Origin of the sequence: Mesorhizobium shangrilense (genome assembly GCF_040537815.1) — a bacterium.
Classification (GTDB): Bacteria; Pseudomonadota; Alphaproteobacteria; order Rhizobiales; family Rhizobiaceae; genus Mesorhizobium; species Mesorhizobium shangrilense.
This window is the reverse complement of sequence record NZ_JBEWSZ010000002.1, coordinates 536,552-556,282: the sequence shown is the minus strand read 5'-3', so window position 1 is coordinate 556,282 and position 19,731 is coordinate 536,552. Positions and strand designations below refer to the sequence as shown.

Sequence of the window (19,731 nt, the reverse complement as noted above, 5' to 3'; positions counted from 1 at the left end):
ATTTGCTTACAAGCCCTTGATCTGTGTAAGCAATATGTTTACATTCCTCAATGATCAAGTCCTTCAAGAACAAGGCGCTGTCGGATCTCTTTCAAACCGGAAAAACCGGCAAGATCGACGCCAAGATGCACAAGCGCATTCTTGTTCGGCTCGACCGCTTGGAAGCTTCAGAAAAGCCGGAGGAGATGAACCTCCCTGGCTTCGACTTCCACCCATTGAAAGGCTTCGACCCCATCCGCTACACGGTTCACGTCAACGGCCCGTGGTGCATCACATTTGAATTCGACGGCAAGGATGCCGCCCGCGTCGATTTCGAGCAATACCACTGAGGCGGCCAGATTGGAGAAGTTCGACTTATGACCTTGCACGAGCCGACGCGTCCGATTGAGCGCTGTCCGTCCCACCCGGGAGCGCTGCTTGAGGATATTATCCCGGCAACTGGGAAGACCAAGGTGGAAATTGCAAATCTGCTCGGGATTTCTCGGCAGCAGCTCTATGACATCATCCGCGAGAAGAAACCGGTTTCGCCGGCAGTCGCCGCCCGCCTTGGGAAGCTGTTCGGCGACGGCGCCGCGATCTGGCTTCGGATGCAAGCGGCTTTCGATGCCTGGCACGCCGAGCGTGAGGTTGATGTTTCAGCTATCCCGACGCTCAAGGTTGCGTAGGTCCACTCTCGGCGCCGAGATCTAAAGTCCGGTGCTGCCGCAAAAATTTCGGTAGTCTGTCGGATGGCCTCAGCCTGCCACGTCCTTGGGATGCCGACATGATGATGCCGGCGTCACGCAAGGAAAATGCACCATGTTGATCCTGTCATCCATCGGTCGCATCGCGGCCCGGTACTCAACGGCTCGCGCCCGCTATCGCAGCGAGCGGACCCTGCTTTCCCTGCCACAGGACCTGCGCAAGGATATCGGCTGGCCCGAAATCCTCGATCAGCACGATGGCCGCCGGCCCGCTCGCACCGAGCTGAAATGAAACCGGCCATCGGCCCTTTGCGGCAGGGGCGATAGACGCGCTGGCCCGCCGTGCGCCAGAAAATTTTCGCAGCCATGTAGGATCGCCGCGACCTCATGCGTCCTATGGCTCGCAAGGCCAAGCCAAACGCAAAGAGGAGCAAGACATGACCGACCAGACCCCCGTTCAGCCCAGGGCAGAAGTGCTGGGTGGATTGACCCCCTATCTGCAGGTGGACGGCGCCTTCAAGGCAGCCGAATTCTACAGCAAGGCTTTTGGCGCCGAGCAGGTGTTTGCCTATCCGCCGGACGAAAAGGGCCGCACCATGCACATACACCTCCACATCAACGGCTCGACGCTGATGCTGGGCGATGCCTTTCCCGAACATGGTCATCCGCATAAGGAGGCGCAGGGCTACACGCTGCAGCTTCATCTCGATAACAGCGACATCGACGCCTGGTGGCAGCGCGCCGTGGACGCCGGCTGTGAAATCGTCACGCCGTTGCAGGTGATGTTCTGGGGCGACCGCTGGGGCCAGCTGCGCGACCCGTTCGGCATTGCCTGGGCAATGAACGCGCCGATTAAGTAAGGCCGCGTTTGCGAGCCGCATACCTCCTCACGACCGGTGACGGGGTTGGCGCGCTCATCCGCGCCGGGTCGCATCCCTGCCGGCCCGGCGCTTCGTCTCAGCAAAAGGAAAATCCCATGTCCTATGTGGATGGCTTCATGCTTGCCGTGCCCAAGGCGAGACTCGATGACTACAAGAAACTGGCCAACACCGCCGGCGCGGTCTGGATGGAGCATGGCGCGCTCGCCTATGTCGAATGCGTCGGCGATGACGTGCCCTATGGCGAGGTCACTTCGTTCCCGCGCGCCGTACAGGCCAAGGACGACGAGGTCGTCGTCTTTTCATGGATCGTCTATGAATCCAGGCAGAGCCGCGATGCGATAATGCCCAAGGTGATGGCCGATCCACGCCTGACGCCAGACTGGGCGACCATGCCCTTCGACGGCAAGCGCATGATCTTCGGCGGCTTCAAGCCGTTCATGGAGCTATAGGCCGAACATCCCTGACCGATCGCCCGCTGCCGCGTGCCAACGCCAGCAGCAAGAGCAGAAACTCGTCTTCATTTCTCAAAATAGGACCGACTTATGCGCAAGCTGATCGTATTCAACAGCATATCGCTCGACGGCTATTTTACCGATGGGCACGGCGCCATGGACTGGGCGCACAGCCAGGATCCGGAATGGAACGCTTTCGTCGCCGACAACGCCAAGGGCGGTGGCATGCTGGTGCTGGGCCGCGTCACCTACGACCTGATGATCCAGTTCTGGCCGACGCCGATGGCCGCACAGATCGCACCGGTGGTGGCTGAACGCATGAACGCCATGCCGAAGGTCGTGTTTTCCCGCACGCTCGAGACGGCAAGCTGGAACAACACCGAGTTGGTCAAAAGCGGACCGGCCGCGAAGCTTCGCGAACTGAAGCAGCAGCCGGGCAATCACATGACAATCCTGGGAAGCGGCAATCTCGTCGCTCAATTGGCGGAGGAGAATCTGATCGACGAGTACCAGTTCGTCATCGTCCCGGTCATGCTTGGCGCCGGCAGAACGATGTTCGAAGGCATCGCCAACCGGCTCAACGTGAAGCTGACCCGGTCGCAGGCCTTCGGCAACGGCAACGTCTTCCTGCGCTATGAGCAGAAGACGCTGGCCGGCTGATGCATCCAACAGGATCAGGACGATTCAACCAAACGTCATCCTGATCCAGCGCGAGGCATTGGCCTGACTGTTCAGTTCAGCCTGTCCAGCAGCGGCTTCAGCCGGTCGCCATAGAGCTTCCAGAGATCGACCGAGCCCTGATACATCGGCTGGCGCACTTGCGCCGCCGAGGCGGTGCGCACCGGCCGGTCGGTCTGGTGGAACGACAGCGCCGCGTCGTCCCACGGCAGGCCGAGATGGGCGATGAGCGCCCGCGTCTGCCCTTCCTGGTCGGCGACGAAATCCTCGTAGCGCACATCGTGCACGACGCCCGGCAGCACCTTGCGCCAATGCGCCATGATGTCGGTGTAGAGATTGTGGAAGTCGGCGAGTTCGCCAAGGTCGTAGCCGTAACGATGGGTGTCGCCACGGAAATGCACCTTGTAGATCGACAGGCACGTGGCCGCCGCGTCACGCGCGCAGTGCACGATCTTGGCCTTCGGCAGCATCAGGTGGATGAAGCCGATCAGCAGGAAGTTGCCGGGCATCTTGTCGGTGACATGCCGGAACTCCGGATAGCGAGTATGCAACATGTCGAGATAGGCCTGCCCCGCCTCGGCAAAGGCCTTGTCGGGCATGTCGGCGATGCCGGCCGGAAAACCACCGGGCATGCTCATCGGGAATTGCTTGCCAACCGCCGTCTTGAGGATGCTGAGCTCGCCCGCGCCATAGACCTGTGGGTGGCTGGCGATGATCTGTTCGATCAGCGTCGTGCCCGAGCGTGGCATGCCGACGACGAAGATCGGCGTGTCGTCGACGATCGTGCTCGGCTTGTGTTTTTCGAAGAAGGCAGCATCGAAGGTGCCCTTCATCGCCTCGAATTCGGCCCGCGTCTTGGCCTCGTCGTAGTCGATGCCCTTGCGGCGGATCGCATTGCCCTCGGTGTAATAGTCGAAGGCGCGGCCATAGTCCTTCAGGTCGTCATTAGCCTTGCCGAGGCCGAAGGACAGCTGCATGCGCGCCAGGCTGCCTTCCGGCGCCTTGGCATGCTGGGCCTCCATGCCCGTCAGCTCCGTGTCGCGCTCCTTCTGGCGCTTGACCTGCGTCAGCATCAGCCATGCCCTGGACATGCCGGGATCGACCGCGAGCGCCTGCCGGAACGTGTCGGCGGCTTCGTCAAGCCTGCCCTTTTCCATCAGGCCGACGCCCAGCCCGTGCAGCAGGTCGGCATCCTTGGGCCGAATGTTCAGCGCCTCGCGGAACACGGAGAGTGCTTCGTCCAGCCGCCCGGCCTCCTGCAGCGTCTCGGCAAGCCCGATGCGCGCGCGGACATGGAAAGGATTGCGCCCGACAGTGCCGCGATAGATTTCTTCAGCGCCGTCGAATTGCCCGAGCTGCTTCAGCGACGAGCCGAGATTGTCACGCGCCGCAAGCTGGTCGGGGCGAAGTTCCACGGCCTTGCGGAAGAAATCGACACCGGCAGCGACCCTGCCGAGGTCGCGCATCACCGTGCCGACATTGTTCAGGAAATCCGGATTGTCCGGAAGCATCCGCACGGACTGCTCCAGCAGCTCCAGCCCCTCGGCGCTACGCCCGGTCTGATGCAGCAGCAGCCCAAGGAAATGCGCGGCCGCCGGATGGTTGGCCTTTTGCGCCAGCACCTGACGATAAAGCATCTCCGCTTCCTGCCGCCTGCCGGCCTGGTGCAGCTGCAATGCTTGCTGTACGCGCTGGTCGAGCCCCAGCGGCGGCTGTGCACCGCCCGCGCCTGCTGGTCTTCTTGGATCTCGGTTGATGGGAACCTGCCGTGTTTGTCTGCCTGACGCGATCTAGGCCATTGGCACGGCGGGTTCAAGTGTTACGAGGATATGGCGCCCTTCTTCCGGCAAAGCCGGACCATCAAATCAGGCGATTGGTCTCGGCAAGATGCCTTGCCCGCCGCAACGTGCCATCGGTGTCGGCGATGGTTCGCCTGGCAGCCTCGTCGCTTCTTATGGTCAGCCGCGCCGACTTGACGACGGCCGGTTTTGCGATGGGCATTGCGATCGGCGTGATTGTCACAGTGGTGCCTGCCGGCGTTTTTACCGAAATCATGAGATTTATTCCTTTCATGCGTAAATAAAATCAAGATGCCGGGATAAATGTTCCCGCCTCACTTCAAACAATTTTTTAGAAAGTGAAGGCTTCATATCAAAATTTCATAGACGATTATAGGCGATTAATTTTCAGGTGGCGTTCGATTTTCTCGCAGAACTTCTTGATTAATTCCCGGATCGCGACTATCTGTATGAAATCGTTTTTGGCCCAGCTTGGCATATCGCGGCGTCAGAGGTTCTCGACCCGCCAATCTCATCCAGATCTCCGATACCCGGCGCGCGGCAAACCGCGACCATGTCTCGATTCCGAAAGACACACATATGAACACCGGAACTGTAAAGTTCTACAATGGCCAGAAAGGCTTCGGCTTTATTCAGCCGGCCGATGGCGGCAAGGACATTTTCGTCCATGTCAGCGCGCTTGAACGCGCCGGCTTTCCCGGCCTAGCCGAGGGCCAGAAACTGCAATTCGAGCTCGAGCGCGACACCAAGGGCCGCGAATCGGCAGCCAATCTGCAACTGATCTGATCCGGCCGAATTCGATGAACGCTGACCACGGATGTACTGGCAGCTCTCGAAAGCGGCTTATTTCCAGCGATTGCCGGAAATAGGAAAGCGGGGCTCGTCCCCGCTTTTTTGTTTTCCGACACGCTGTTCGCATGGCGTCACAAGGCGCAAAATTCTCCCGGCTGATGCCGGGACACAAATTCGAGGCACAACGAGATGTCGGCCCGCACCACCCATTCCATCGCGCATTTCACGGCACCCTTCGTGCTGGGAGGGGTGGAAGGGCAGTTGCCGGCCGGCGACTACGACATCGACCATGACGAAGAGCTTGTCGACGGCCTGTCATGGCTTGTCTGGCGCCGTGTCGCCACCTTCATCCATTTGCCGGCAAGGACGGTGAGAAATCCGACCAGCCAGCTCGTCGCCATCGACCAGACCGAACTCGAAGCAGCGCTGACGCGCGACAGGGAGAACGCAGCATGATCCGCTTTCAGCAGAACACGCGCCCGCGCAACGACACGCCCGTGCATCTTTTCGCGGTCGGCCAGACGGTCCGCATGAAGAGCCGCATGGGCCTTGTGCAGAAAACAGCGGAACTGTTCCAGATCCAGAGCAAGCTGCCGGTCAAGGACGGCTCGCCGCAATACCGCATCCGCAGCGATCAGGAGACCCACGAGCGGGTCACCACCGAAGACAATCTCGAACCGGCCGACAATCCAGCGGTCTGAGACGCCGACAACACCAGCACGAGGAGCAGAGAACATGGCCAAGGGCCAACAGCGCAGCAACCGCGAGACACGCAAGCCCAAGAAGGACAAGGTCGCGGCCAAGCCCGCGTCCCCGTTCGGCTCGGCCGTCAAGCAGGCGGAATCCGGCATGAAGCCGAAATCGAAGGCCTGACATGCTCCTCTTCGGCGCCATTCGGCGCCGAAGATTGTCTCCAGCGCGATAGCGGGATCGCGCAACGCCCTGCCCGCACCACGGAGGCGTGCTTGAACTTCGTCATCGAGTTCTACCGGTCCCGCGATGCCGACGAGGCGACGCTCGACAGGGTATCGCTGGAAGCGCCGAACCTGCGCGCGGCACTGCAGGGCGCTACCGCGCTGTTCCACACGCTGGCCATGCCGCAAATCCCCGACCGCTTGCGCATCTCCGACGAGGATGGTGGCGAGCTCTATGCCGGCCCGGCCGATGGCGCATATCCGGCGGGGATGTGAGCGTCACGTCGCCTGCCTTCCAGTGCGCCCTGGCCAACCACTAAAGTCCGCGCGCAACCGCCAGCCCGTGGCGACGTTGAGCCTGCACATCAACATGCAGGAGCCTCGGAATGTCCCTCACCGCCTTTGCCATCAATTGCTCGCTGAAAGGCCTCCAGCGACAAGGAGAAATCATCCACCGACAGGATCGTCGCCGATCTGCTCTCGGCCCTGAAGCCGCATGGCGTGAAGGGCGAGGTCGTGCGGGCCCTCGACCATGACATCAAGCCGGGCGTCTTGTCGGACAGGGGAAAAGGCGACAACTGGCCGAAACTGCGCGAGAAGATCATCGCCACCGATATCCTCATCCTCGGCCAGCCGATCTGGATGGGCCAGCCGTCGAGCGTGGCCAAGCGTGTCATGGAACGCATGGACGCGTTTCTCGAGGAAACCGACGACAAGGGGCGCATGCCCGCAGCCGGGAAAGTGGCACTGGTGGCGATCGTCGGCAATGAGGACGGCGCGCATCACTGCCACGCCGAATGCTTCCAGTCGCTCAACGATGTCGGCTTCACCATCCCGGCCAATGGCGGTGTCTACTGGGTCGGATGAGGGGTGTTCCAGAAAACACCGACGCCTCATTCCGTCCAACACCCCTCAACCGTCTCGGCGCTGCGCGCCGATCCACCTTCTCCCACAAGGGGAGAAGGAAAAACTTCAGCACGGCCCGTCGCCGACCACGCGATAGTCCGCGGCGCGCGCCTCGCAGGCATTGGGGAAGCTGCGCATCTCGCCGCCGCGACGGGCGCAGACCGGGCGGTATTCGCGCGTGCAGAATGTCTGTTCCCCGCCGCCACCGCCGCCGTCACGGCACTGGCCGTCGCGGATGATGCGGTATCCGGCCCGGTCGGCAAGGCAGGCATTGGCGAAGGTCTGGCGATCGCCGCCGCGCCGGGCGCAGACTGGTTGATACTGCATGGAGCAGAATTGCGGCTCGGGCCTTGGCGGGCGCGGACGCGGGCCGGGGCCGTCATCCACCACGACCGTGCAGGCGGCAAGGATTGCCGACAGGAACAGGACGGCAAAACCCTGGCGCGAGAAGACTGCCGCAAGAAATTTCATGGTGACGTCCCTCCCCGATGCCCTGCCAGGCGCTAACCGGCGATGCCCCGCCATTCCTCTTCATTCCGCCGCCGAATGCAACCCCCGTTTGCAAGCGACGATGGTCTCGGCAACGGTGCGGCACAAGCTCCAGGGTGTGCCCCTATATCCACCGCTTTCGCGCGCTGGCCCATGCTTGGCCCGTCTCTGGCCGATGACCCGGCCGCGCTCCAAGTCTATCCCCTGCCCATCGAAATCAATGCACATTATGCGTCGGGACGCGCCCCTCAGGGCGACCCGCGGCACTATCTTGCAACCTTCACGTTTCCGTGCGATAAATTCCGTGTTCGGGCATTTGCGACCCGGAGAGCGGAACGTTTTGGACGACCTTTCCCCGATACTGTGAATCTCTGACGGCCCCGTTTTCGGCGGGGGGTTTGACCATGCGCCAATGCATGACTGCCGAAGCAACCACCGGGACTTGCCCTCGACGCCAGGTGGCGGGCAGGACCATCAAAGACTGAACGGGTGAAGGAGTTTCCCCAATGGCCCAGACCGGCACCGTTAAATTCTTCAACGCGACCAAAGGCTTCGGTTTCATCACGCCCGACGGTGGCGCCAAGGACGTGTTTGTCCACATCTCCGCGATCGAGGCTTCGGGCCTGCGCACGCTCGTCGATGGCCAGAAGGTCACCTTCGACGTCGAGCCGGACCGCATGGGCAAGGGTCCCAAGGCGGTCAATCTCCGCGCGGCCTGAACCATAGGCACGCTGCGCGTCCCCGGTGGGCGCGCAAGGAGGGTTCCACGCCCTGAACAGGCGTGCGAAGCCGGGTTTGAATTCTTGAAAGGCGCGGCGGTTTTCGTCGCGCCTTTTTCATGCCAGCGACGATCCATCGGGCCGGTCAAAACTTTCTCTTGCCGATAGCGCCAAAATAAAGGACAAATTTCCCTTCGGGCATTTGCCGGCCCGAGACTGGACTTTATGGGATTAAGGGAGCTTCCCATGCCGCAGACCGGCACCGTCAAATTCTTCAATCATGCCAAGGGCTTCGGCTTCATCACGCCGGACGATGGCGCCAAGGATGTCTTCGTCCATATTTCGGCCGTGCAGGCATCGGGTCTTCCCGGTCTTGAGGATGGGCAGAAAGTGTCATTCGACACCGAGCCGGACAAGCGCGGCAAGGGACCCAAGGCCGTCAACCTGTCGGTCGGCTAAGCCGGCTTCAGACCGGCAATCACCGCTCAGGCGAAAGTGCCCTGCTCACCTCTCGGTGGGTGGACGGCAGAGTTTTCACGTTGACGTGATCCCACCCAATTGCCGGTCGATTTCGTTCAGCCTCCGTTCAGCCACGGTCCTATATTAGTCATCCGTAAAGCCGGATCGTATCCCCCGAGACCGCACGGACCGGCACGAAGGAGATCGACATGAACCGAGTTTTCAAGACTGTCATCCTGTCCGCCGCCGTCCTGGCGACGATGGCCGCGACCTTGCCCGCCGCAAGCGCCGATGACTGGCGCTGGCATCATCATCGCGGCGGCGGCGATGCCCTCGCTGCCGGCGTGGTCGGCCTTGCAGCTGGCGCCCTGATTGCCGGCGCGCTCAGCAACCCGCAGCCGACCTACTACGATCCGGGCTATGACGATTACGACTATCGTTATCAGCGCCCGGTACGCCGTTACTATGTGGAGCCGAGGGTGGCCTACAACAGCTATGCCGAGCCCTGGACCCGTGGCTGGTACGAGTACTGCTCGGACCGCTACCGGACCTTCAATGCCCGGACCGGCACGTTCACCGGCAATGACGGCGCGCAGCATTTCTGCACCGCCAACTGAGCGAGCTATCCAGCATACTGCGTCCTTCTCCTCCCGGGGACGCGGATCGGTCGAGGCTTCCCTGCCCCTCCCGAACAGAAAGCGCGGCCCTCACGGACGGCGCTTTTTTTGTTGCCGATTTTGAACGGACAGCCCGGAGTTTATGAAAAACAGCCAAGGTCGTCGTTCGAGGCAAGCACGTTTCAGCAGGCCTGTATCAACTGAAGTCCATCAGGTCAGGAATGGATTGGTCCGCCGCTCCTCGCCAAAGCGGCCGCCGGGACCGTGGCCGCAGATGAAGCCGATATCGTCGCCGAGCGGCAGGAGCTTGTCCTTGATCGAGGCGATCAAGGTCGCATGATCGCCGCCCGGCAGGTCGGTGCGACCGACCGAGCCGCGAAACAGCACGTCGCCGACATGGGCGAACTTGGCCGCGCGGTTGTAATAGACAACATGGCCTGGCGCATGGCCGGGGCAATGCAGCACCTCGAACACATGGCCGCCGAACGACACGGTCTCGCCCTCGGTAAGGAACCGGTCGGGCACGCAGTCGCGCGCGCCGGCGATACCATAACGCCGGCCCTGGTTTTCCAGATTGTCGAGCAATGACTTGTCGGCCATATGCGGGCCGATGATCTCGATACCAAGCGCCTCCTTCAGCTCCATCGCCCCGCCGGCATGGTCGATATGGCCATGCGTGATCCAGATGGCGCCTGGCGTGATCGCATTGTCCTTCAGCGCCGCGAGCACCTTGTCGATGTCGCCGCCCGGATCGACGACGACACCGGTCTTGTCGTCCATGTCGAACAGGATGGTGCAGTTCTGCTGGAAGGGTGTGACCGGCACGATGCCGGCATTGAGCTGACCCATGATCGTCCTTTCTCTGTCTTGCCCCGATGTAGGCAGTGGGGCGCGCGACGTCTACCGCCGAGCGGCGAACAGTGGGTGCCCAAAACGAAAATGGGCGGCCAGAGCCGCCCATGGAATTCCTGAAACCGCGAGGTTTTACTTGTTCATCGCGCCCATGACTGCGCCGATGATGCCGGTCAGGATGGCGCCGCCGCCAGCACCGCCAACGATGTTCTTGATGTCGAGCGCGCTGCCGAGCCCGCCTGCCGCCGTGGCAGCTGCTGCCGGATCGACCGCGCCGCCGCCGAGCAGGCTGCCGAGGATGGCCGCGCCGCCGACGCCGCCAATGGCTCCGCCCAGGATTTTGGGAAGCTGCCCCATCGCCGCCGTCTTGAGCGCCGCACCGACCGCCTGACCACCGATGACGCCTGTAATCACCTGTATAATGATCGGAAGAAGCGTATTCATGTCCATGTTACTATTCCCTCCATAGCTGCCAGCCTCCCGTGGCCGACACCATCATGAGACGCCGAATTGGACGAAAGTCAAATGCACAGATGCTGAAATAAAAGGGGCGGCTCGAAAACCGCCCCTTCTTGCTCGAAAAGCTGTGACTTTCGTTATTCTGCGGCGATTGCATGCTTCGGTTGAACAGCCGCGGAGTAGTCGTTCATCAGAGTCTTGGCAATTTCACCGACCTCGAATCGGTAAGGCCCGATCTCCGAAACCGGCGTCACTTCCGCTGCCGTTCCGGTGAGGAAACACTGCTCGAAGCCTTCCAGTTCTTCCGGCATGATGGCGCGCTCGATGACCTCGAGGCCGCGATCCCCAGCGAGCCCAATGACCGTGCGGCGGGTGATGCCGTCGAGGAAGCAGTCGGGCTTGGGCGTATGGATCTTGCCGTCCTTGACGAAGAAGATGTTGGCGCCCGTCGCCTCGGCGACCTGGCCACGCCAGTCGAGCATCATGGCGTCGGCATAGCCCTTGGCTTCGGCGGCGTGCTTGGACATGGTGCAGATCATGTAGAGGCCGGCGGCCTTGGACTTGGAGGGCGCGGTGCGCGGATCGGGCCGGCGCCATTCCGCCATGTCGAGGCGGATGCCCTTGAGCTTCTGCGCCGGGTCGAAATAGCTCGGCCACTGCCAGATGGCGATGGCGCAGTTGATGCGGTTGTTCTGCGCCGAAACGCCCATCTGCTCGCTGCCGCGCCAGGCGATCGGCCGCACATAGGCGTCCTGGAAACCCTGCTTCTTCAACAGCGTGGTGGAGGCGTCGTTGAGCTCGGCCACCGAATAGGGAATCTTGAACCCGAGCAGACGGGCCGATTCATGCAGACGCTCGGTGTGTTCGTTGAGCTTGAAGATCTCGCCGCCATAGGCACGCTCGCCCTCGAACACGGCGCTGGCATAATGCAGGCCGTGCGTGAGCACGTGGATCTTGGCGTCGCCCCACTGGACGAACTCGCCATTCATCCAGATGAAGCCGTCCAGTTGGTCGAAGGGAACGGATGCCATGGTAACCTCCCACGGGCGGTGGCCCGCATATCATTGTCGTTGCGTGTTCGTGCCGGCCTCGCAAAGCGCTGAAATCGCGAAGCGCGGGCGTGGCCAAGGTGGTGAAGCGTAGGCGGATATTTGAAGTCTGGCAAACTCAGGAAGTTCCGGAAAAACGGTCTTCTCTTGCCTTTTTGTTCGCAATCCGCCGAAAAGCTTGTCAAAAATTACCATTGCCGGGAAATTGCGTCAATAGTACTGACATAATTTCCCTTTTTGGACGGAGAAATGATGACGGATCGAAGCCAAGCTGCCGGAAAACCGATCAGGACGGCCATCACCGACGAGGACGGCATCGACTTCGCCATCATCGAACTGTTCTTCTTCGCCTATCGCGATTTTACCTCTGACCCCGATCAGATCCTGGCCGACTATGGTTTTGGCCGCGCCCATCACCGCGTGCTGCATTTCGTCAACCGCCGGCCGGGCCTCACCGTCGCCGAACTGCTCGACGTGCTGAAGATCACCAAGCAGAGCCTGGCCCGCGTGCTCAAGCAATTGATCGACACCGACCATATCGTCCAGCTGCAGGGGCCGCGCGACCGCCGCCAGCGCGAACTTTACCCAACCGCCAGGGGCCGCGCCCTGGCCCTGGCGCTGGCGCGGCCACAGTCGCGCCGCATCCATGCTGCATTGGAAGATTCCGGAACCACCGAACGGGCCTTGGTGGAACGGTTCCTGGAAGCAATGGTCAATCCAGAACTAAGAGCGCAGATCGACGTTGGACCCGCAAAAATGTCAGGGAAAAGCCATGGAGAGCAATGAGAGGGTCGACCAGGCGGCCGCACCGGACGACGATGCGCCGCATCTGCTTGTGGTCGACGATGACACGCGCATCCGCAACCTGCTCAAGCAATATCTGACCGAGAACGGCTTTCGCGTCACCGTTGCCGGCAATTCCGGCGAAGCCAGGCGCAAACTTGCCGGCCTCGATTTCGACCTGCTGGTCCTCGACGTCATGATGCCCGGCGAAAGTGGCGTCGACCTCACCAAGTCGCTGCGCGCCGAGAAGAACGTACCGATCCTGATGCTGACGGCGCTTTCCGAAACCGACAGCCGCATCAGTGGTCTCGAGGCCGGCGCCGACGACTATCTGCCAAAACCCTTCGACCCGCGCGAACTGATCCTGCGCATCAACAACATCCTGCGCCGTGGTGGGCCAACAACGACGCCCAAGGTCGAGCAGCTGGTCTTCGGCCCCTACACGTTCCAGATCGCCAGGCGCGAATTGAAACGTGGCGGCGAGGCGCTGAAACTGACCGACCGCGAGCAGGAGATCCTGGCGATCTTCGCCGCGCGGGCCGGCGAAACCATTCCGCGCCACGAACTTGTCGGCGACGATTCGGAAGTCGGCGAGCGCACCATCGACGTCCAGATCAACCGGCTGCGCCGCAAGATCGAGCGCGACCCATCCAATCCGGTCTGGCTGCAGACCGTTCGCGGTATTGGGTATCGGCTCAGCGTGGAATAGACTGTTGCCGGCGGCTTGTTGCTGAGTGGCCGTCAACGAGCGAAAAGATCGAATGGCAACCACGGAACTGGAACAGCCGGGACAGGGCGGCTTGAGCGCACGCGCGATGCGGACGCTGAAGGCGGTGCCGCGCGCCTGGAACAGGTTCTGGCGCCTCGTTTCGCTGTATATGCCGAAGCGGCTCTATGCCCGCTCGCTGATCATCGTCATCGCGCCGATGATCCTGCTGCAGTCGGTCGTCGCCTTCGTCTTCATGGAACGCCATTGGGCAACCGTGACGCAGCGCCTGTCTCAGGCGACGGTCCGTGACATCGCCGCCATCATCGACATGATGGAGACCTATCCGCACGACGTTGACTACGCCAACATCATCCGCATCGCACAGGACCGCATGCAGCTGAAGGTCGACCTGCTGCCGCCCGACCCGCTGCCCGCGCCCGGTCCAAAGCCATTTTTCTCCATTCTGGACGATGTTCTCTCGTCCGAGATCACCCGCCAGATCAACCGCCCGTTCTGGATCGACACGGTCGGCAACTCTAACATCGTCGAGGTCCGCGTCCAGCTCGAAGGCAAGGTGCTGCGCGTCTTCGTGCGCCGCAGCCAGGCCTATGCGTCGAACACCCATATCTTCCTGATCTGGATGGTCGGCACCTCGCTGGTGCTGCTGATGATCGCCATTCCCTTCCTGCGCAACCAGATCCGCCCGATCCTGACGCTGGCCGAAGCGGCCGAGAGTTTCGGCAAGGGCCGGCCGATGCCGCGCGATTTCCGCCCGCGCGGCGCCGAGGAGGTTCGCCGCGCCGGCTTCGCCTTCATCCAGATGCGTGAACGCATCGAACGCCAGATCGAGCAGCGCACCGCCATGCTGACCGGCGTCAGCCATGATCTCAGAACCATCCTCACCCGCTTCAAGCTGCAGCTGGCGCTGGCTGGCAGCAGGGCCGACACCAAGGCGCTCAACCAGGACATCGACGACATGCAGTCGATGCTGGAGGGCTATCTCGCCTTCGCGCGCGGCGAGGCCTCGGAAGATGCCGGCCGCTTCGATCTCGAAGCCTATTTCCAGAAGCTCGGCGAGGAGGCCAGGCTGCGCAAGCGCAAGCTGTCGACCACGCTTGCCGGCGACCGCGATGTGCATGTGCGGCCCAATGCCTTTGCCCGCCTGATGTCCAACGTCATCGGCAATGCCTTCCGCTACGCCAGGACGGTGGAGGTAAACGCCACGCATGGTCGCGGTACGCTGCTCGTGACCATCGACGATGATGGCCCCGGCATCCCGGCCGACCGGCGCGAGGACGTGTTCAAGCCGTTCGTGCGGCTCGACGAGGCCCGCAACCTCGACGCCAGCGGCACCGGGCTGGGCCTCTCCATCGCCCGCGACATCGCCCGCAGCCATGGCGGTGACATCACGCTCGACGACAGCCCGCTCGGCGGGCTGCGCGCCGTGATCAAGGTTCCGGCCTGACAACCGATCAGGCCCGGTCGTGCAGGTGCAGGTCGGGCCTTCATCCGCGCGTCATGAAACCATGGTGAAGAGCGCGCATGAAGCGCGCGACAACAGTCGATTCGGTCCTGCCGCCTCGCTACGACCCCGTGCCCGCCCGGGTGCGCTGGAGCGAAGCGCGGGCAGCTAGCTGGTCGCCGTTTCGGCATCGTTCCAAGGCAGACAACGACCTTTCGAGCAGAGGGCCGCCATGCGCATCCTGATGGTCACCGACGCCTGGCGCCCGCAAGTCAACGGCGTCGTCCATACGCTGGAACGGCTCACCGAAACGCTGAAATCCTTCAACGTCGAGGTGGATTTCCTGACGCCCAACATCTTTCGCACTCTGCCCCTGCCGACCTATCCCGACATCAGGTTGGCACTGACCACGCCCGGCCACGTCGCGCGCCTGATCGAGACGCGCAAAGCCGACCACATCCACATCGTCACCGAGGGTCCGCTCGGCTACATGGCGCGGCGTTACTGCCGCAATGCGGGCCGGCCGTTCACCACCAGCTACCACACGCGCTTTCCCGAATATCTGAGCGCCCGCCTGCCGGTTCCGGAAAGCTGGGCCTACCGGTGGCTGCGCGATTTCCACAATTCCGGCCAGGGCACGCTGGTCGCCACCCAGTCCCTGGCTGACGACCTCGCGGCGCGCGGCTTCACCAAGCTAAGGCCATGGACACGCGGCGTCGACACCGACCATTTCCGTCCCGACAAGAAGAAGGATCTCGGTTTCCCCGGCCCGGTGTTCCTGTGCGTCGGCCGTGTCGCCATTGAAAAGAACCTGACCGCCTTCCTCGACCTCGATTTGCCCGGCAGCAAGGTGATCGTCGGCGAAGGCCCGGAATTCGCCAAGCTCAAGGCGAAATACCCCGACGCCCATTTCCTCGGCCATCGCCCCAATGACGAACTGGCCGAGATCTACGCCTCGGCCGATGTCTTCGTCTTCCCCAGCCGCACCGACACATTCGGCAATGTCATCATCGAGGCGCTGGCCAGCGGCACGCCGGTCGCCGCCTACCCGGTGACCGGGCCGATCGACATCGTCGGCGACGGCATTGGCGGCGCGGTGTCTGATGATCTCAGGCAAGCAGCGCTCGCCGCGCTCAACGTCAGCCGCGATCAGGCGCGCGAACGCGCCATGCGCTACAGTTGGAAAGCCTGCGCTGAGATGTTCATGGACACGGTCGAGGAAGCGCTTGGAGCGCCGCGAAAGCTGGCGGCCTGACGGATCAAGCGCCCAGGATGTATTGAGATTCAGGTCAGGCCGAGCTGAGAATAGTGGGCTCCGAGAACCGGAGCGGAGCGTACTTTTGGGTACATGAGCACCGGAAGCGCAGGAGACTGCCGTTCGCAAGCCGGCCTCACCTGAATATCAATGCATCCTAGAACAGCCGCCCGCCATCCGGCACCTTGCGCTCGATGGCGCCAAGCACAACGGCACCCTCCTCGTCGGGAAAGCCGAGCGTCAGCACCTCCGACATGAACGGGCCGATCTGGCGCGGCGGGAAATTGACCACGGCGAACACCTGCCGGCCAACCAGCGTTTCCGGCGTATAGTACTTCGTGATCTGCGCCGACGACTTCTTGATGCCGATGGCCGCGCCGAAATCAATCTTCAGCTTGAACGCCGGCTTGCGCGCTTCCGGAAACGGCTCGGCCTCGACGATAGTGCCGGCTCGGATGTCGACACGGTCGAAATCGGCAAAGCTGATCTCGGGCTTGCGCTCGCTGCTCGAACTCATCTCTATCTTACCGTGGTTCAGGCGTTGCCGTGCGTCTCGAACAGCACGCCAGCCAGCGCATCCTTGGCCGAGGTTCCCGACCAGACAACGAACTGGAAGGCCTGGAAATAGCACTCGCAGGCCTCGAGCGCCGACGACAGGAGCACCTCGACCTGCTGGCTCGACGGCTCGACTCCGCCGGCCAGAAGCAGCGACTGGCGGAACATGATCGCGCCTTCCTGCTCCCAGAGGTCGAAATGGCCAAACAGCATCTGCTCGTTGATCAGCGACAGCAGCCGCATCACTTCCAGCGCGCGGGTTTCCGGCACCTTGATGTCGAAGGCGCAGGCCAGATGCAGAGCCTCGAAGTCCTCCATCCAGGAGAAGGAGACGTGATAATCGGTCCAGCTTCCCACGACCGAAATCGAGATCTCGTCATCGCCGGCCCGTTCGAAGGACCAGTCGTTGTTGTGGGCCACCTGTTCGATCACATCCACCGGATGGATTTCGCGGGACAATTCGAGTTCGAGAAGTTCCATGGAATGCTTCCTGTGTTCTGAGGAGCGCCACCACACGCTCCGGGGGGCACACACAACGAACAATCATGTCTAGAACTCGGACGGTCAGGGACTTCTCAACGCAAAGACCCAGACCGGAACCCCACCGCCCGGCGCATGACCCGGTTCCGAATCATGCAACAAATTCAGTCTATTGATCGGGAGTCGCGTGAACAGCCCAATTTTTCGCACTGCGTCATTCGCATGTGGAAAGCTGCTGTCACAAAGATTCATGCAATGCCGGTAAGCGATTCACGGCAAAGCGCTTTTTAGGATTATGCTTTGTGGAAAAGTTTAACGATTATTTTTTTGTTTTGGGCTTGGCCGAAGCCGCAGGTGCGGCCTGTCCCGTCAATTCCGCGAGCTTCGCCTCGAGTTCGTCGATGCGGCTCGACAGCCGGGCATTTTCCTCGCGCGCCTTGGCCGCCATGTCGCGCGCGGCCTCGAATTCCTCGCGCTGCACCACGTCCATGGTGTTGAGAATGCGCTCGGCCTGCCCCTTGAAGGCGGTCTCGACCTCGCGGCGCACCCCTTGCGCGGCGCCGGCGGCGTCGGTCATCAGCTTGGCGAATTCATCGAGAATGCGGTTCGGTCCGGTCGACATGGCAAATCCTCGGTTGCTCGAAATGACGTAGTGGCGCGCGGCGCGGAATGCAAGAACGTTGCTGTATGCTGCGGCATCAAGTCGAGGATTCAGCCTTGCCTTGACCCCGCCAAAACCCTGCCGCATGGTCCGCGCCCAAACGCCACCGCAATCGAGAGTTCCCCGTTGAACGAATTTTTCCTGCTGCCGCTGGCCTCCCTGCCCTTCCCCAACATCAACCCGATCCTGATCCAGATCGGGCCGCTGGCGGTGCACTGGTATGGCGTCGGCTACATCGTCGGCATCCTCTTTGCCTGGTGGTACGCCAAGCGGCTTATCACCAATCCGAAGCTGTGGCCCGACGGCAATCTGCCCATGAAGCCCGAGGACCTCGATGACTTCATCGTCTGGGCCGCGGTCGGCGTCGTGCTTGGCGGGCGCACCGGCTATGTGCTGTTCTATGACCTGCCGCGCTACATCCAGCACCCGCTCGATATCTTCGCGGTCTGGCAAGGCGGCATGTCCTTCCATGGCGGCCTGCTTGGCGTCATCCTCGCCATGACGCTGTTTTCCATCAAGCGCGGCATCCGCACCTGGTCGCTGTTCGATGTCGTGGCGGCCGGCGTGCCGATTGGCTTGGGCCTAGTGCGCGTCGCAAACTTCATCAATTCCGAGCTTTGGGGCCGGCCAACGGATGTGCCCTGGGCGATCGAATTCCCCAATGGCGGGCCGTTCGCGCGCCATCCGAGCCAGCTCTACGAGGCTTTCCTCGAAGGCATCGTGCTGTTCCTGGTGCTGCGCATCCTCACCCATTCGCGCTTCAAGCTGAAGACGCCGCGCTTCGTCGGCGGCGCCTTCATCTGCGGCTACGGCCTGTCGCGTATCTTCGTCGAATTCTTCCGCGAACCCGACCAGCAGCTCGGCTATCTCCTTGGCACCAACTGGTTGACCATGGGCATGATCCTGTCCACGCCGATGGTGCTGGTTGGTATCTGGGCCATGGTAACAGCCAAGCCGGTGACGCAATCGCAGCCACAGGCGACATGACGCCGCTGAAGACCCGCATCATCGAGCTGATTGAGGCGACAGGGCCGATCCCCGTCAGCGAATACATGGCGCTCTGCCTGTTCGATGTCAGCGACGGCTATTACACGACGCGGGAACCGTTCGGCGCAGCCGGCGACTTCATCACCGCGCCCGAGATCAGCCAGATGTTCGGTGAACTCATCGCCGTCTGGCTTTACCAGGCCTGGGCGGCGACCGGCTGGCCGATGCCGGTCACCATCGCCGAGATAGGCCCAGGGCGCGGCACGCTGATGAAGGACATGCTACGCACTTTGGCGCGGCTCGATCCGGCACTGATCGGCAGTGCGTCCTTCGCCATGATCGAGACCAGTCCACGGCTGGCGGAGGTGCAGAAACAGACGCTTGCCGAAGCAGCGGCCAGCATAGGCTGGCATGAAGCCATCGACACGCTGCCGCGACAGCCGCTGTTCATCGTCGGAAACGAACTGTTCGACGCGGTGCCGGTGCGCCAGTTCATCCGCGCTGGTGCCGCCTGGCGCGAGCGCATGGTCGGTCTCGACCACGCCGACGAATTGCGCTTCTTCGCCGGCGCCGGCTCGGTCGACCCGTCGCTGCTGTCTGATGATGCCATTGATGCGCCGCAAGGCGCGATCGTCGAGGTCGCACCGGCCCGCACGGCACTGATGGCTGTTATCGCCGAGCGGATTTCCAGGCATGGCGGCGCTGGCCTGTTTCTCGACTATGGCCATCTCCGGCCCGGCGTCGGCGACACCTTGCAGGCCCTGCGCCAGCACAATCACGAAGATGTGCTGGCCAATCCCGGTGAAGCCGACCTCACCTCCCATGTCGATTTCGATGCGTTGGCAGTAACGGTGCGCGCGCATGGCCTCGACGCCCACCTCTCGACACAGGGCGACTTCCTGCTGCGCATGGGTCTCCTCGAACGCGCCGGCCGGCTCGGCGCCGGCGCCGATGCAGCGGCACGCGAAAAAATCGCTGAAGCGGTTGAACGGCTCGCAGGACCCCAGGCCATGGGCGAGTTGTTCAAGGTGCTTGCCGTCCTGCCCGCAGGCATCGCCGTCGCGCCCTTTACGCCAGCGCATTGACTTTT

The 19,731-nt window shown here is 62.2% G+C and carries 29 protein-coding genes and 1 pseudogene; 21 read left to right on the top strand and 9 right to left on the bottom strand.

Translation table 11 applies throughout. The features are described from left to right. The first annotated feature begins 50 nt into the window (after positions 1–50). The 6 genes from ABVQ20_RS27365 to ABVQ20_RS27340 all read left to right on the top strand — a co-directional run bounded on the left by ABVQ20_RS27365 (position 51) and on the right by ABVQ20_RS27340 (position 2,676). Positions 51–329, top strand: coding sequence for a type II toxin-antitoxin system RelE/ParE family toxin (locus ABVQ20_RS27365; RefSeq protein ID WP_023809788.1), 279 nt, complete (start codon positions 51–53; stop codon positions 327–329). Positions 330–356: 27 nt separating this feature from the next. Beyond that, entirely contained in the window at positions 357–665 is a 309-nt protein-coding gene (locus ABVQ20_RS27360; protein ID WP_224700729.1) for a HigA family addiction module antitoxin, read from the top strand. 133 nt (positions 666–798) lie between these two features. Next, entirely contained in the window at positions 799–975 is a 177-nt protein-coding gene (locus tag ABVQ20_RS27355; RefSeq protein WP_354462768.1) for a hypothetical protein, read from the top strand. 145 nt (positions 976–1,120) lie between these two features. After that, a complete protein-coding gene (locus tag ABVQ20_RS27350; protein ID WP_354462767.1) occupies positions 1,121–1,543 on the top strand; it encodes a VOC family protein in 423 nt (140 codons plus the stop codon). Between the two features lie 116 nt (positions 1,544–1,659). Next, positions 1,660–2,013: a DUF1428 domain-containing protein gene (locus ABVQ20_RS27345; RefSeq protein WP_354462766.1), complete on the top strand. Its 354-nt coding sequence runs from the start codon at positions 1,660–1,662 to the stop codon at positions 2,011–2,013. Positions 2,014–2,106: 93 nt separating this feature from the next. Further along, positions 2,107–2,676, top strand: coding sequence for a dihydrofolate reductase family protein (locus ABVQ20_RS27340; protein ID WP_354462765.1), 570 nt, complete (start codon positions 2,107–2,109; stop codon positions 2,674–2,676). A gap of 71 nt (positions 2,677–2,747) precedes the next feature. Here ABVQ20_RS27340 and ABVQ20_RS27335 read toward each other — a convergent pair whose 3' ends face one another. Beyond that, positions 2,748–4,331 (bottom strand): tetratricopeptide repeat-containing sulfotransferase family protein, encoded by a 1,584-nt coding sequence (locus tag ABVQ20_RS27335; protein WP_354462764.1) that lies wholly within the window; start codon positions 4,329–4,331, stop codon positions 2,748–2,750. Positions 4,332–4,554: 223 nt separating this feature from the next. Then, complete coding sequence (locus tag ABVQ20_RS27330; protein WP_354462763.1) at positions 4,555–4,749, bottom strand: hypothetical protein; 195 nt, start codon at positions 4,747–4,749, stop codon at positions 4,555–4,557. Between the two features lie 323 nt (positions 4,750–5,072). Here ABVQ20_RS27330 and ABVQ20_RS27325 point away from each other — a divergent pair, with 323 nt between their 5' ends. The 6 genes and pseudogenes from ABVQ20_RS27325 to ABVQ20_RS27300 form a co-directional block, all read left to right on the top strand. Continuing rightward, a complete protein-coding gene (locus ABVQ20_RS27325; protein ID WP_354462762.1) occupies positions 5,073–5,279 on the top strand; it encodes a cold-shock protein in 207 nt (68 codons plus the stop codon). Between the two features lie 195 nt (positions 5,280–5,474). Further along, complete coding sequence (locus tag ABVQ20_RS27320; protein ID WP_354462761.1) at positions 5,475–5,741, top strand: hypothetical protein; 267 nt, start codon at positions 5,475–5,477, stop codon at positions 5,739–5,741. Further along, positions 5,738–5,986, top strand: a complete 249-nt coding sequence (locus ABVQ20_RS27315) for a hypothetical protein (protein ID WP_354462760.1) — start codon at positions 5,738–5,740, stop codon at positions 5,984–5,986. Before ABVQ20_RS27320 ends, ABVQ20_RS27315 begins: the two co-directional genes overlap by 4 nt. A 34-nt stretch (positions 5,987–6,020) precedes the next feature. Continuing rightward, on the top strand, positions 6,021–6,158 hold the full coding sequence (locus tag ABVQ20_RS27310) for a hypothetical protein (RefSeq protein ID WP_354462759.1): 138 nt from the start codon (positions 6,021–6,023) through the stop codon (positions 6,156–6,158). Positions 6,159–6,250: 92 nt separating this feature from the next. Continuing rightward, a complete protein-coding gene (locus ABVQ20_RS27305; RefSeq protein WP_354462758.1) occupies positions 6,251–6,475 on the top strand; it encodes a hypothetical protein in 225 nt (74 codons plus the stop codon). Positions 6,476–6,585: 110 nt separating this feature from the next. Then, a pseudogene (locus ABVQ20_RS27300) lies at positions 6,586–7,063 on the top strand (flavodoxin family protein); the annotation flags it as partial. A 108-nt stretch (positions 7,064–7,171) separates the two neighbouring features. On the opposite strand, the gene ABVQ20_RS27295 reads toward ABVQ20_RS27300, so the two are convergent. After that, entirely contained in the window at positions 7,172–7,576 is a 405-nt protein-coding gene (locus ABVQ20_RS27295; RefSeq protein WP_354462757.1) for a Kazal-type serine protease inhibitor domain-containing protein, read from the bottom strand. Between the two features lie 524 nt (positions 7,577–8,100). Between ABVQ20_RS27295 and ABVQ20_RS27290 the strand changes: the two genes are divergently transcribed. From ABVQ20_RS27290 to ABVQ20_RS27280, 3 genes are all read left to right on the top strand, one after another. Continuing rightward, the gene (locus ABVQ20_RS27290; RefSeq protein WP_006202520.1) at positions 8,101–8,313 is read left to right on the top strand and encodes a cold-shock protein; all 213 of its coding nucleotides are present in this window, start codon (positions 8,101–8,103) and stop codon (positions 8,311–8,313) included. 246 nt (positions 8,314–8,559) lie between these two features. Beyond that, a complete protein-coding gene (locus ABVQ20_RS27285; protein WP_013530020.1) occupies positions 8,560–8,772 on the top strand; it encodes a cold-shock protein in 213 nt (70 codons plus the stop codon). A gap of 209 nt (positions 8,773–8,981) precedes the next feature. Beyond that, a complete protein-coding gene (locus tag ABVQ20_RS27280) occupies positions 8,982–9,389 on the top strand; it encodes a BA14K family protein (RefSeq protein WP_354462756.1) in 408 nt (135 codons plus the stop codon). 210 nt (positions 9,390–9,599) lie between these two features. Here ABVQ20_RS27280 and ABVQ20_RS27275 read toward each other — a convergent pair whose 3' ends face one another. The 3 genes from ABVQ20_RS27275 to ABVQ20_RS27265 all read right to left on the bottom strand — a co-directional run bounded on the left by ABVQ20_RS27275 (position 9,600) and on the right by ABVQ20_RS27265 (position 11,731). Further along, positions 9,600–10,238, bottom strand: coding sequence for an MBL fold metallo-hydrolase (locus ABVQ20_RS27275; RefSeq protein WP_354462755.1), 639 nt, complete (start codon positions 10,236–10,238; stop codon positions 9,600–9,602). A 135-nt stretch (positions 10,239–10,373) separates the two neighbouring features. Continuing rightward, positions 10,374–10,691: a hypothetical protein gene (locus tag ABVQ20_RS27270; protein WP_354462754.1), complete on the bottom strand. Its 318-nt coding sequence runs from the start codon at positions 10,689–10,691 to the stop codon at positions 10,374–10,376. Between the two features lie 146 nt (positions 10,692–10,837). Beyond that, positions 10,838–11,731, bottom strand: a complete 894-nt coding sequence (locus ABVQ20_RS27265) for a branched-chain amino acid aminotransferase (RefSeq protein ID WP_354462753.1) — start codon at positions 11,729–11,731, stop codon at positions 10,838–10,840. Between the two features lie 270 nt (positions 11,732–12,001). On the opposite strand from ABVQ20_RS27265, the gene ABVQ20_RS27260 reads away from it, so the two are divergent. The 4 genes from ABVQ20_RS27260 (at position 12,002) to ABVQ20_RS27245 (ending at position 15,958) form a co-directional block, all read left to right on the top strand. Continuing rightward, complete coding sequence (locus ABVQ20_RS27260) at positions 12,002–12,535, top strand: MarR family winged helix-turn-helix transcriptional regulator (RefSeq protein ID WP_227349693.1); 534 nt, start codon at positions 12,002–12,004, stop codon at positions 12,533–12,535. Continuing rightward, positions 12,522–13,241, top strand: a complete 720-nt coding sequence (locus ABVQ20_RS27255) for a response regulator (protein ID WP_354462752.1) — start codon at positions 12,522–12,524, stop codon at positions 13,239–13,241. The genes ABVQ20_RS27260 and ABVQ20_RS27255 overlap by 14 nt, the downstream gene beginning before the upstream one ends. 52 nt (positions 13,242–13,293) lie before the next feature. Further along, the gene (locus ABVQ20_RS27250; RefSeq protein ID WP_354462751.1) at positions 13,294–14,706 is read left to right on the top strand and encodes an ATP-binding protein; all 1,413 of its coding nucleotides are present in this window, start codon (positions 13,294–13,296) and stop codon (positions 14,704–14,706) included. Positions 14,707–14,935: 229 nt separating this feature from the next. Beyond that, a complete protein-coding gene (locus ABVQ20_RS27245; RefSeq protein WP_354462750.1) occupies positions 14,936–15,958 on the top strand; it encodes a glycosyltransferase family 4 protein in 1,023 nt (340 codons plus the stop codon). A 157-nt stretch (positions 15,959–16,115) separates the two neighbouring features. Here ABVQ20_RS27245 and ABVQ20_RS27240 read toward each other — a convergent pair whose 3' ends face one another. The 3 genes from ABVQ20_RS27240 to ABVQ20_RS27230 all read right to left on the bottom strand — a co-directional run bounded on the left by ABVQ20_RS27240 (position 16,116) and on the right by ABVQ20_RS27230 (position 17,615). Next, positions 16,116–16,475, bottom strand: a complete 360-nt coding sequence (locus ABVQ20_RS27240) for a tRNA-binding protein (protein WP_354462749.1) — start codon at positions 16,473–16,475, stop codon at positions 16,116–16,118. A 17-nt stretch (positions 16,476–16,492) separates the two neighbouring features. After that, positions 16,493–16,993 (bottom strand): type III secretion system chaperone family protein, encoded by a 501-nt coding sequence (locus tag ABVQ20_RS27235; protein ID WP_227345645.1) that lies wholly within the window; start codon positions 16,991–16,993, stop codon positions 16,493–16,495. Positions 16,994–17,312: 319 nt separating this feature from the next. After that, positions 17,313–17,615 (bottom strand): accessory factor UbiK family protein, encoded by a 303-nt coding sequence (locus ABVQ20_RS27230; protein WP_354462748.1) that lies wholly within the window; start codon positions 17,613–17,615, stop codon positions 17,313–17,315. Positions 17,616–17,780: 165 nt separating this feature from the next. Between ABVQ20_RS27230 and lgt the strand changes: the two genes are divergently transcribed. After that, entirely contained in the window at positions 17,781–18,641 is an 861-nt protein-coding gene (gene lgt / locus ABVQ20_RS27225) for a prolipoprotein diacylglyceryl transferase (RefSeq protein ID WP_354462747.1), read from the top strand. Continuing rightward, positions 18,638–19,726, top strand: a complete 1,089-nt coding sequence (locus ABVQ20_RS27220; RefSeq protein WP_354462746.1) for a class I SAM-dependent methyltransferase — start codon at positions 18,638–18,640, stop codon at positions 19,724–19,726. Before lgt ends, ABVQ20_RS27220 begins: the two co-directional genes overlap by 4 nt. The last annotated feature ends 5 nt before the right edge of the window (positions 19,727–19,731 follow it).

Bases quoted from the DNA above. Each gene is read 5' to 3' on its own strand.
- ABVQ20_RS27285 (WP_013530020.1), top strand. From the start codon at position 8,560: ATGCCGCAGACCGGCACCGTCAAATTCTTCAATCATGCCAAGGGCTTC.
- ABVQ20_RS27365 (WP_023809788.1), top strand. From the start codon at position 51: ATGATCAAGTCCTTCAAGAACAAGGCGCTGTCGGATCTCTTTCAAACC.
- ABVQ20_RS27330 (WP_354462763.1), bottom strand. From the start codon at position 4,749: ATGATTTCGGTAAAAACGCCGGCAGGCACCACTGTGACAATCACGCCG.
- ABVQ20_RS27235 (WP_227345645.1), bottom strand. From the start codon at position 16,993: ATGGAACTTCTCGAACTCGAATTGTCCCGCGAAATCCATCCGGTGGAT.
- ABVQ20_RS27360 (WP_224700729.1), top strand. From the start codon at position 357: ATGACCTTGCACGAGCCGACGCGTCCGATTGAGCGCTGTCCGTCCCAC.
- ABVQ20_RS27270 (WP_354462754.1), bottom strand. From the start codon at position 10,691: ATGGACATGAATACGCTTCTTCCGATCATTATACAGGTGATTACAGGC.
- ABVQ20_RS27325 (WP_354462762.1), top strand. From the start codon at position 5,073: ATGAACACCGGAACTGTAAAGTTCTACAATGGCCAGAAAGGCTTCGGC.
- ABVQ20_RS27240 (WP_354462749.1), bottom strand. From the start codon at position 16,475: ATGAGTTCGAGCAGCGAGCGCAAGCCCGAGATCAGCTTTGCCGATTTC.
- ABVQ20_RS27230 (WP_354462748.1), bottom strand. From the start codon at position 17,615: ATGTCGACCGGACCGAACCGCATTCTCGATGAATTCGCCAAGCTGATG.
- ABVQ20_RS27220 (WP_354462746.1), top strand. From the start codon at position 18,638: ATGACGCCGCTGAAGACCCGCATCATCGAGCTGATTGAGGCGACAGGG.
- ABVQ20_RS27295 (WP_354462757.1), bottom strand. From the start codon at position 7,576: ATGAAATTTCTTGCGGCAGTCTTCTCGCGCCAGGGTTTTGCCGTCCTG.
- ABVQ20_RS27335 (WP_354462764.1), bottom strand. From the start codon at position 4,331: ATGCTTTATCGTCAGGTGCTGGCGCAAAAGGCCAACCATCCGGCGGCC.
- ABVQ20_RS27345 (WP_354462766.1), top strand. From the start codon at position 1,660: ATGTCCTATGTGGATGGCTTCATGCTTGCCGTGCCCAAGGCGAGACTC.
- ABVQ20_RS27355 (WP_354462768.1), top strand. From the start codon at position 799: ATGTTGATCCTGTCATCCATCGGTCGCATCGCGGCCCGGTACTCAACG.
- ABVQ20_RS27315 (WP_354462760.1), top strand. From the start codon at position 5,738: ATGATCCGCTTTCAGCAGAACACGCGCCCGCGCAACGACACGCCCGTG.
- ABVQ20_RS27340 (WP_354462765.1), top strand. From the start codon at position 2,107: ATGCGCAAGCTGATCGTATTCAACAGCATATCGCTCGACGGCTATTTT.
- ABVQ20_RS27350 (WP_354462767.1), top strand. From the start codon at position 1,121: ATGACCGACCAGACCCCCGTTCAGCCCAGGGCAGAAGTGCTGGGTGGA.
- ABVQ20_RS27250 (WP_354462751.1), top strand. From the start codon at position 13,294: ATGGCAACCACGGAACTGGAACAGCCGGGACAGGGCGGCTTGAGCGCA.
- ABVQ20_RS27275 (WP_354462755.1), bottom strand. From the start codon at position 10,238: ATGGGTCAGCTCAATGCCGGCATCGTGCCGGTCACACCCTTCCAGCAG.
- ABVQ20_RS27280 (WP_354462756.1), top strand. From the start codon at position 8,982: ATGAACCGAGTTTTCAAGACTGTCATCCTGTCCGCCGCCGTCCTGGCG.
- ABVQ20_RS27320 (WP_354462761.1), top strand. From the start codon at position 5,475: ATGTCGGCCCGCACCACCCATTCCATCGCGCATTTCACGGCACCCTTC.
- ABVQ20_RS27265 (WP_354462753.1), bottom strand. From the start codon at position 11,731: ATGGCATCCGTTCCCTTCGACCAACTGGACGGCTTCATCTGGATGAAT.
- ABVQ20_RS27260 (WP_227349693.1), top strand. From the start codon at position 12,002: ATGACGGATCGAAGCCAAGCTGCCGGAAAACCGATCAGGACGGCCATC.
- ABVQ20_RS27310 (WP_354462759.1), top strand. From the start codon at position 6,021: ATGGCCAAGGGCCAACAGCGCAGCAACCGCGAGACACGCAAGCCCAAG.
- ABVQ20_RS27255 (WP_354462752.1), top strand. From the start codon at position 12,522: ATGGAGAGCAATGAGAGGGTCGACCAGGCGGCCGCACCGGACGACGAT.
- ABVQ20_RS27290 (WP_006202520.1), top strand. From the start codon at position 8,101: ATGGCCCAGACCGGCACCGTTAAATTCTTCAACGCGACCAAAGGCTTC.
- ABVQ20_RS27245 (WP_354462750.1), top strand. From the start codon at position 14,936: ATGCGCATCCTGATGGTCACCGACGCCTGGCGCCCGCAAGTCAACGGC.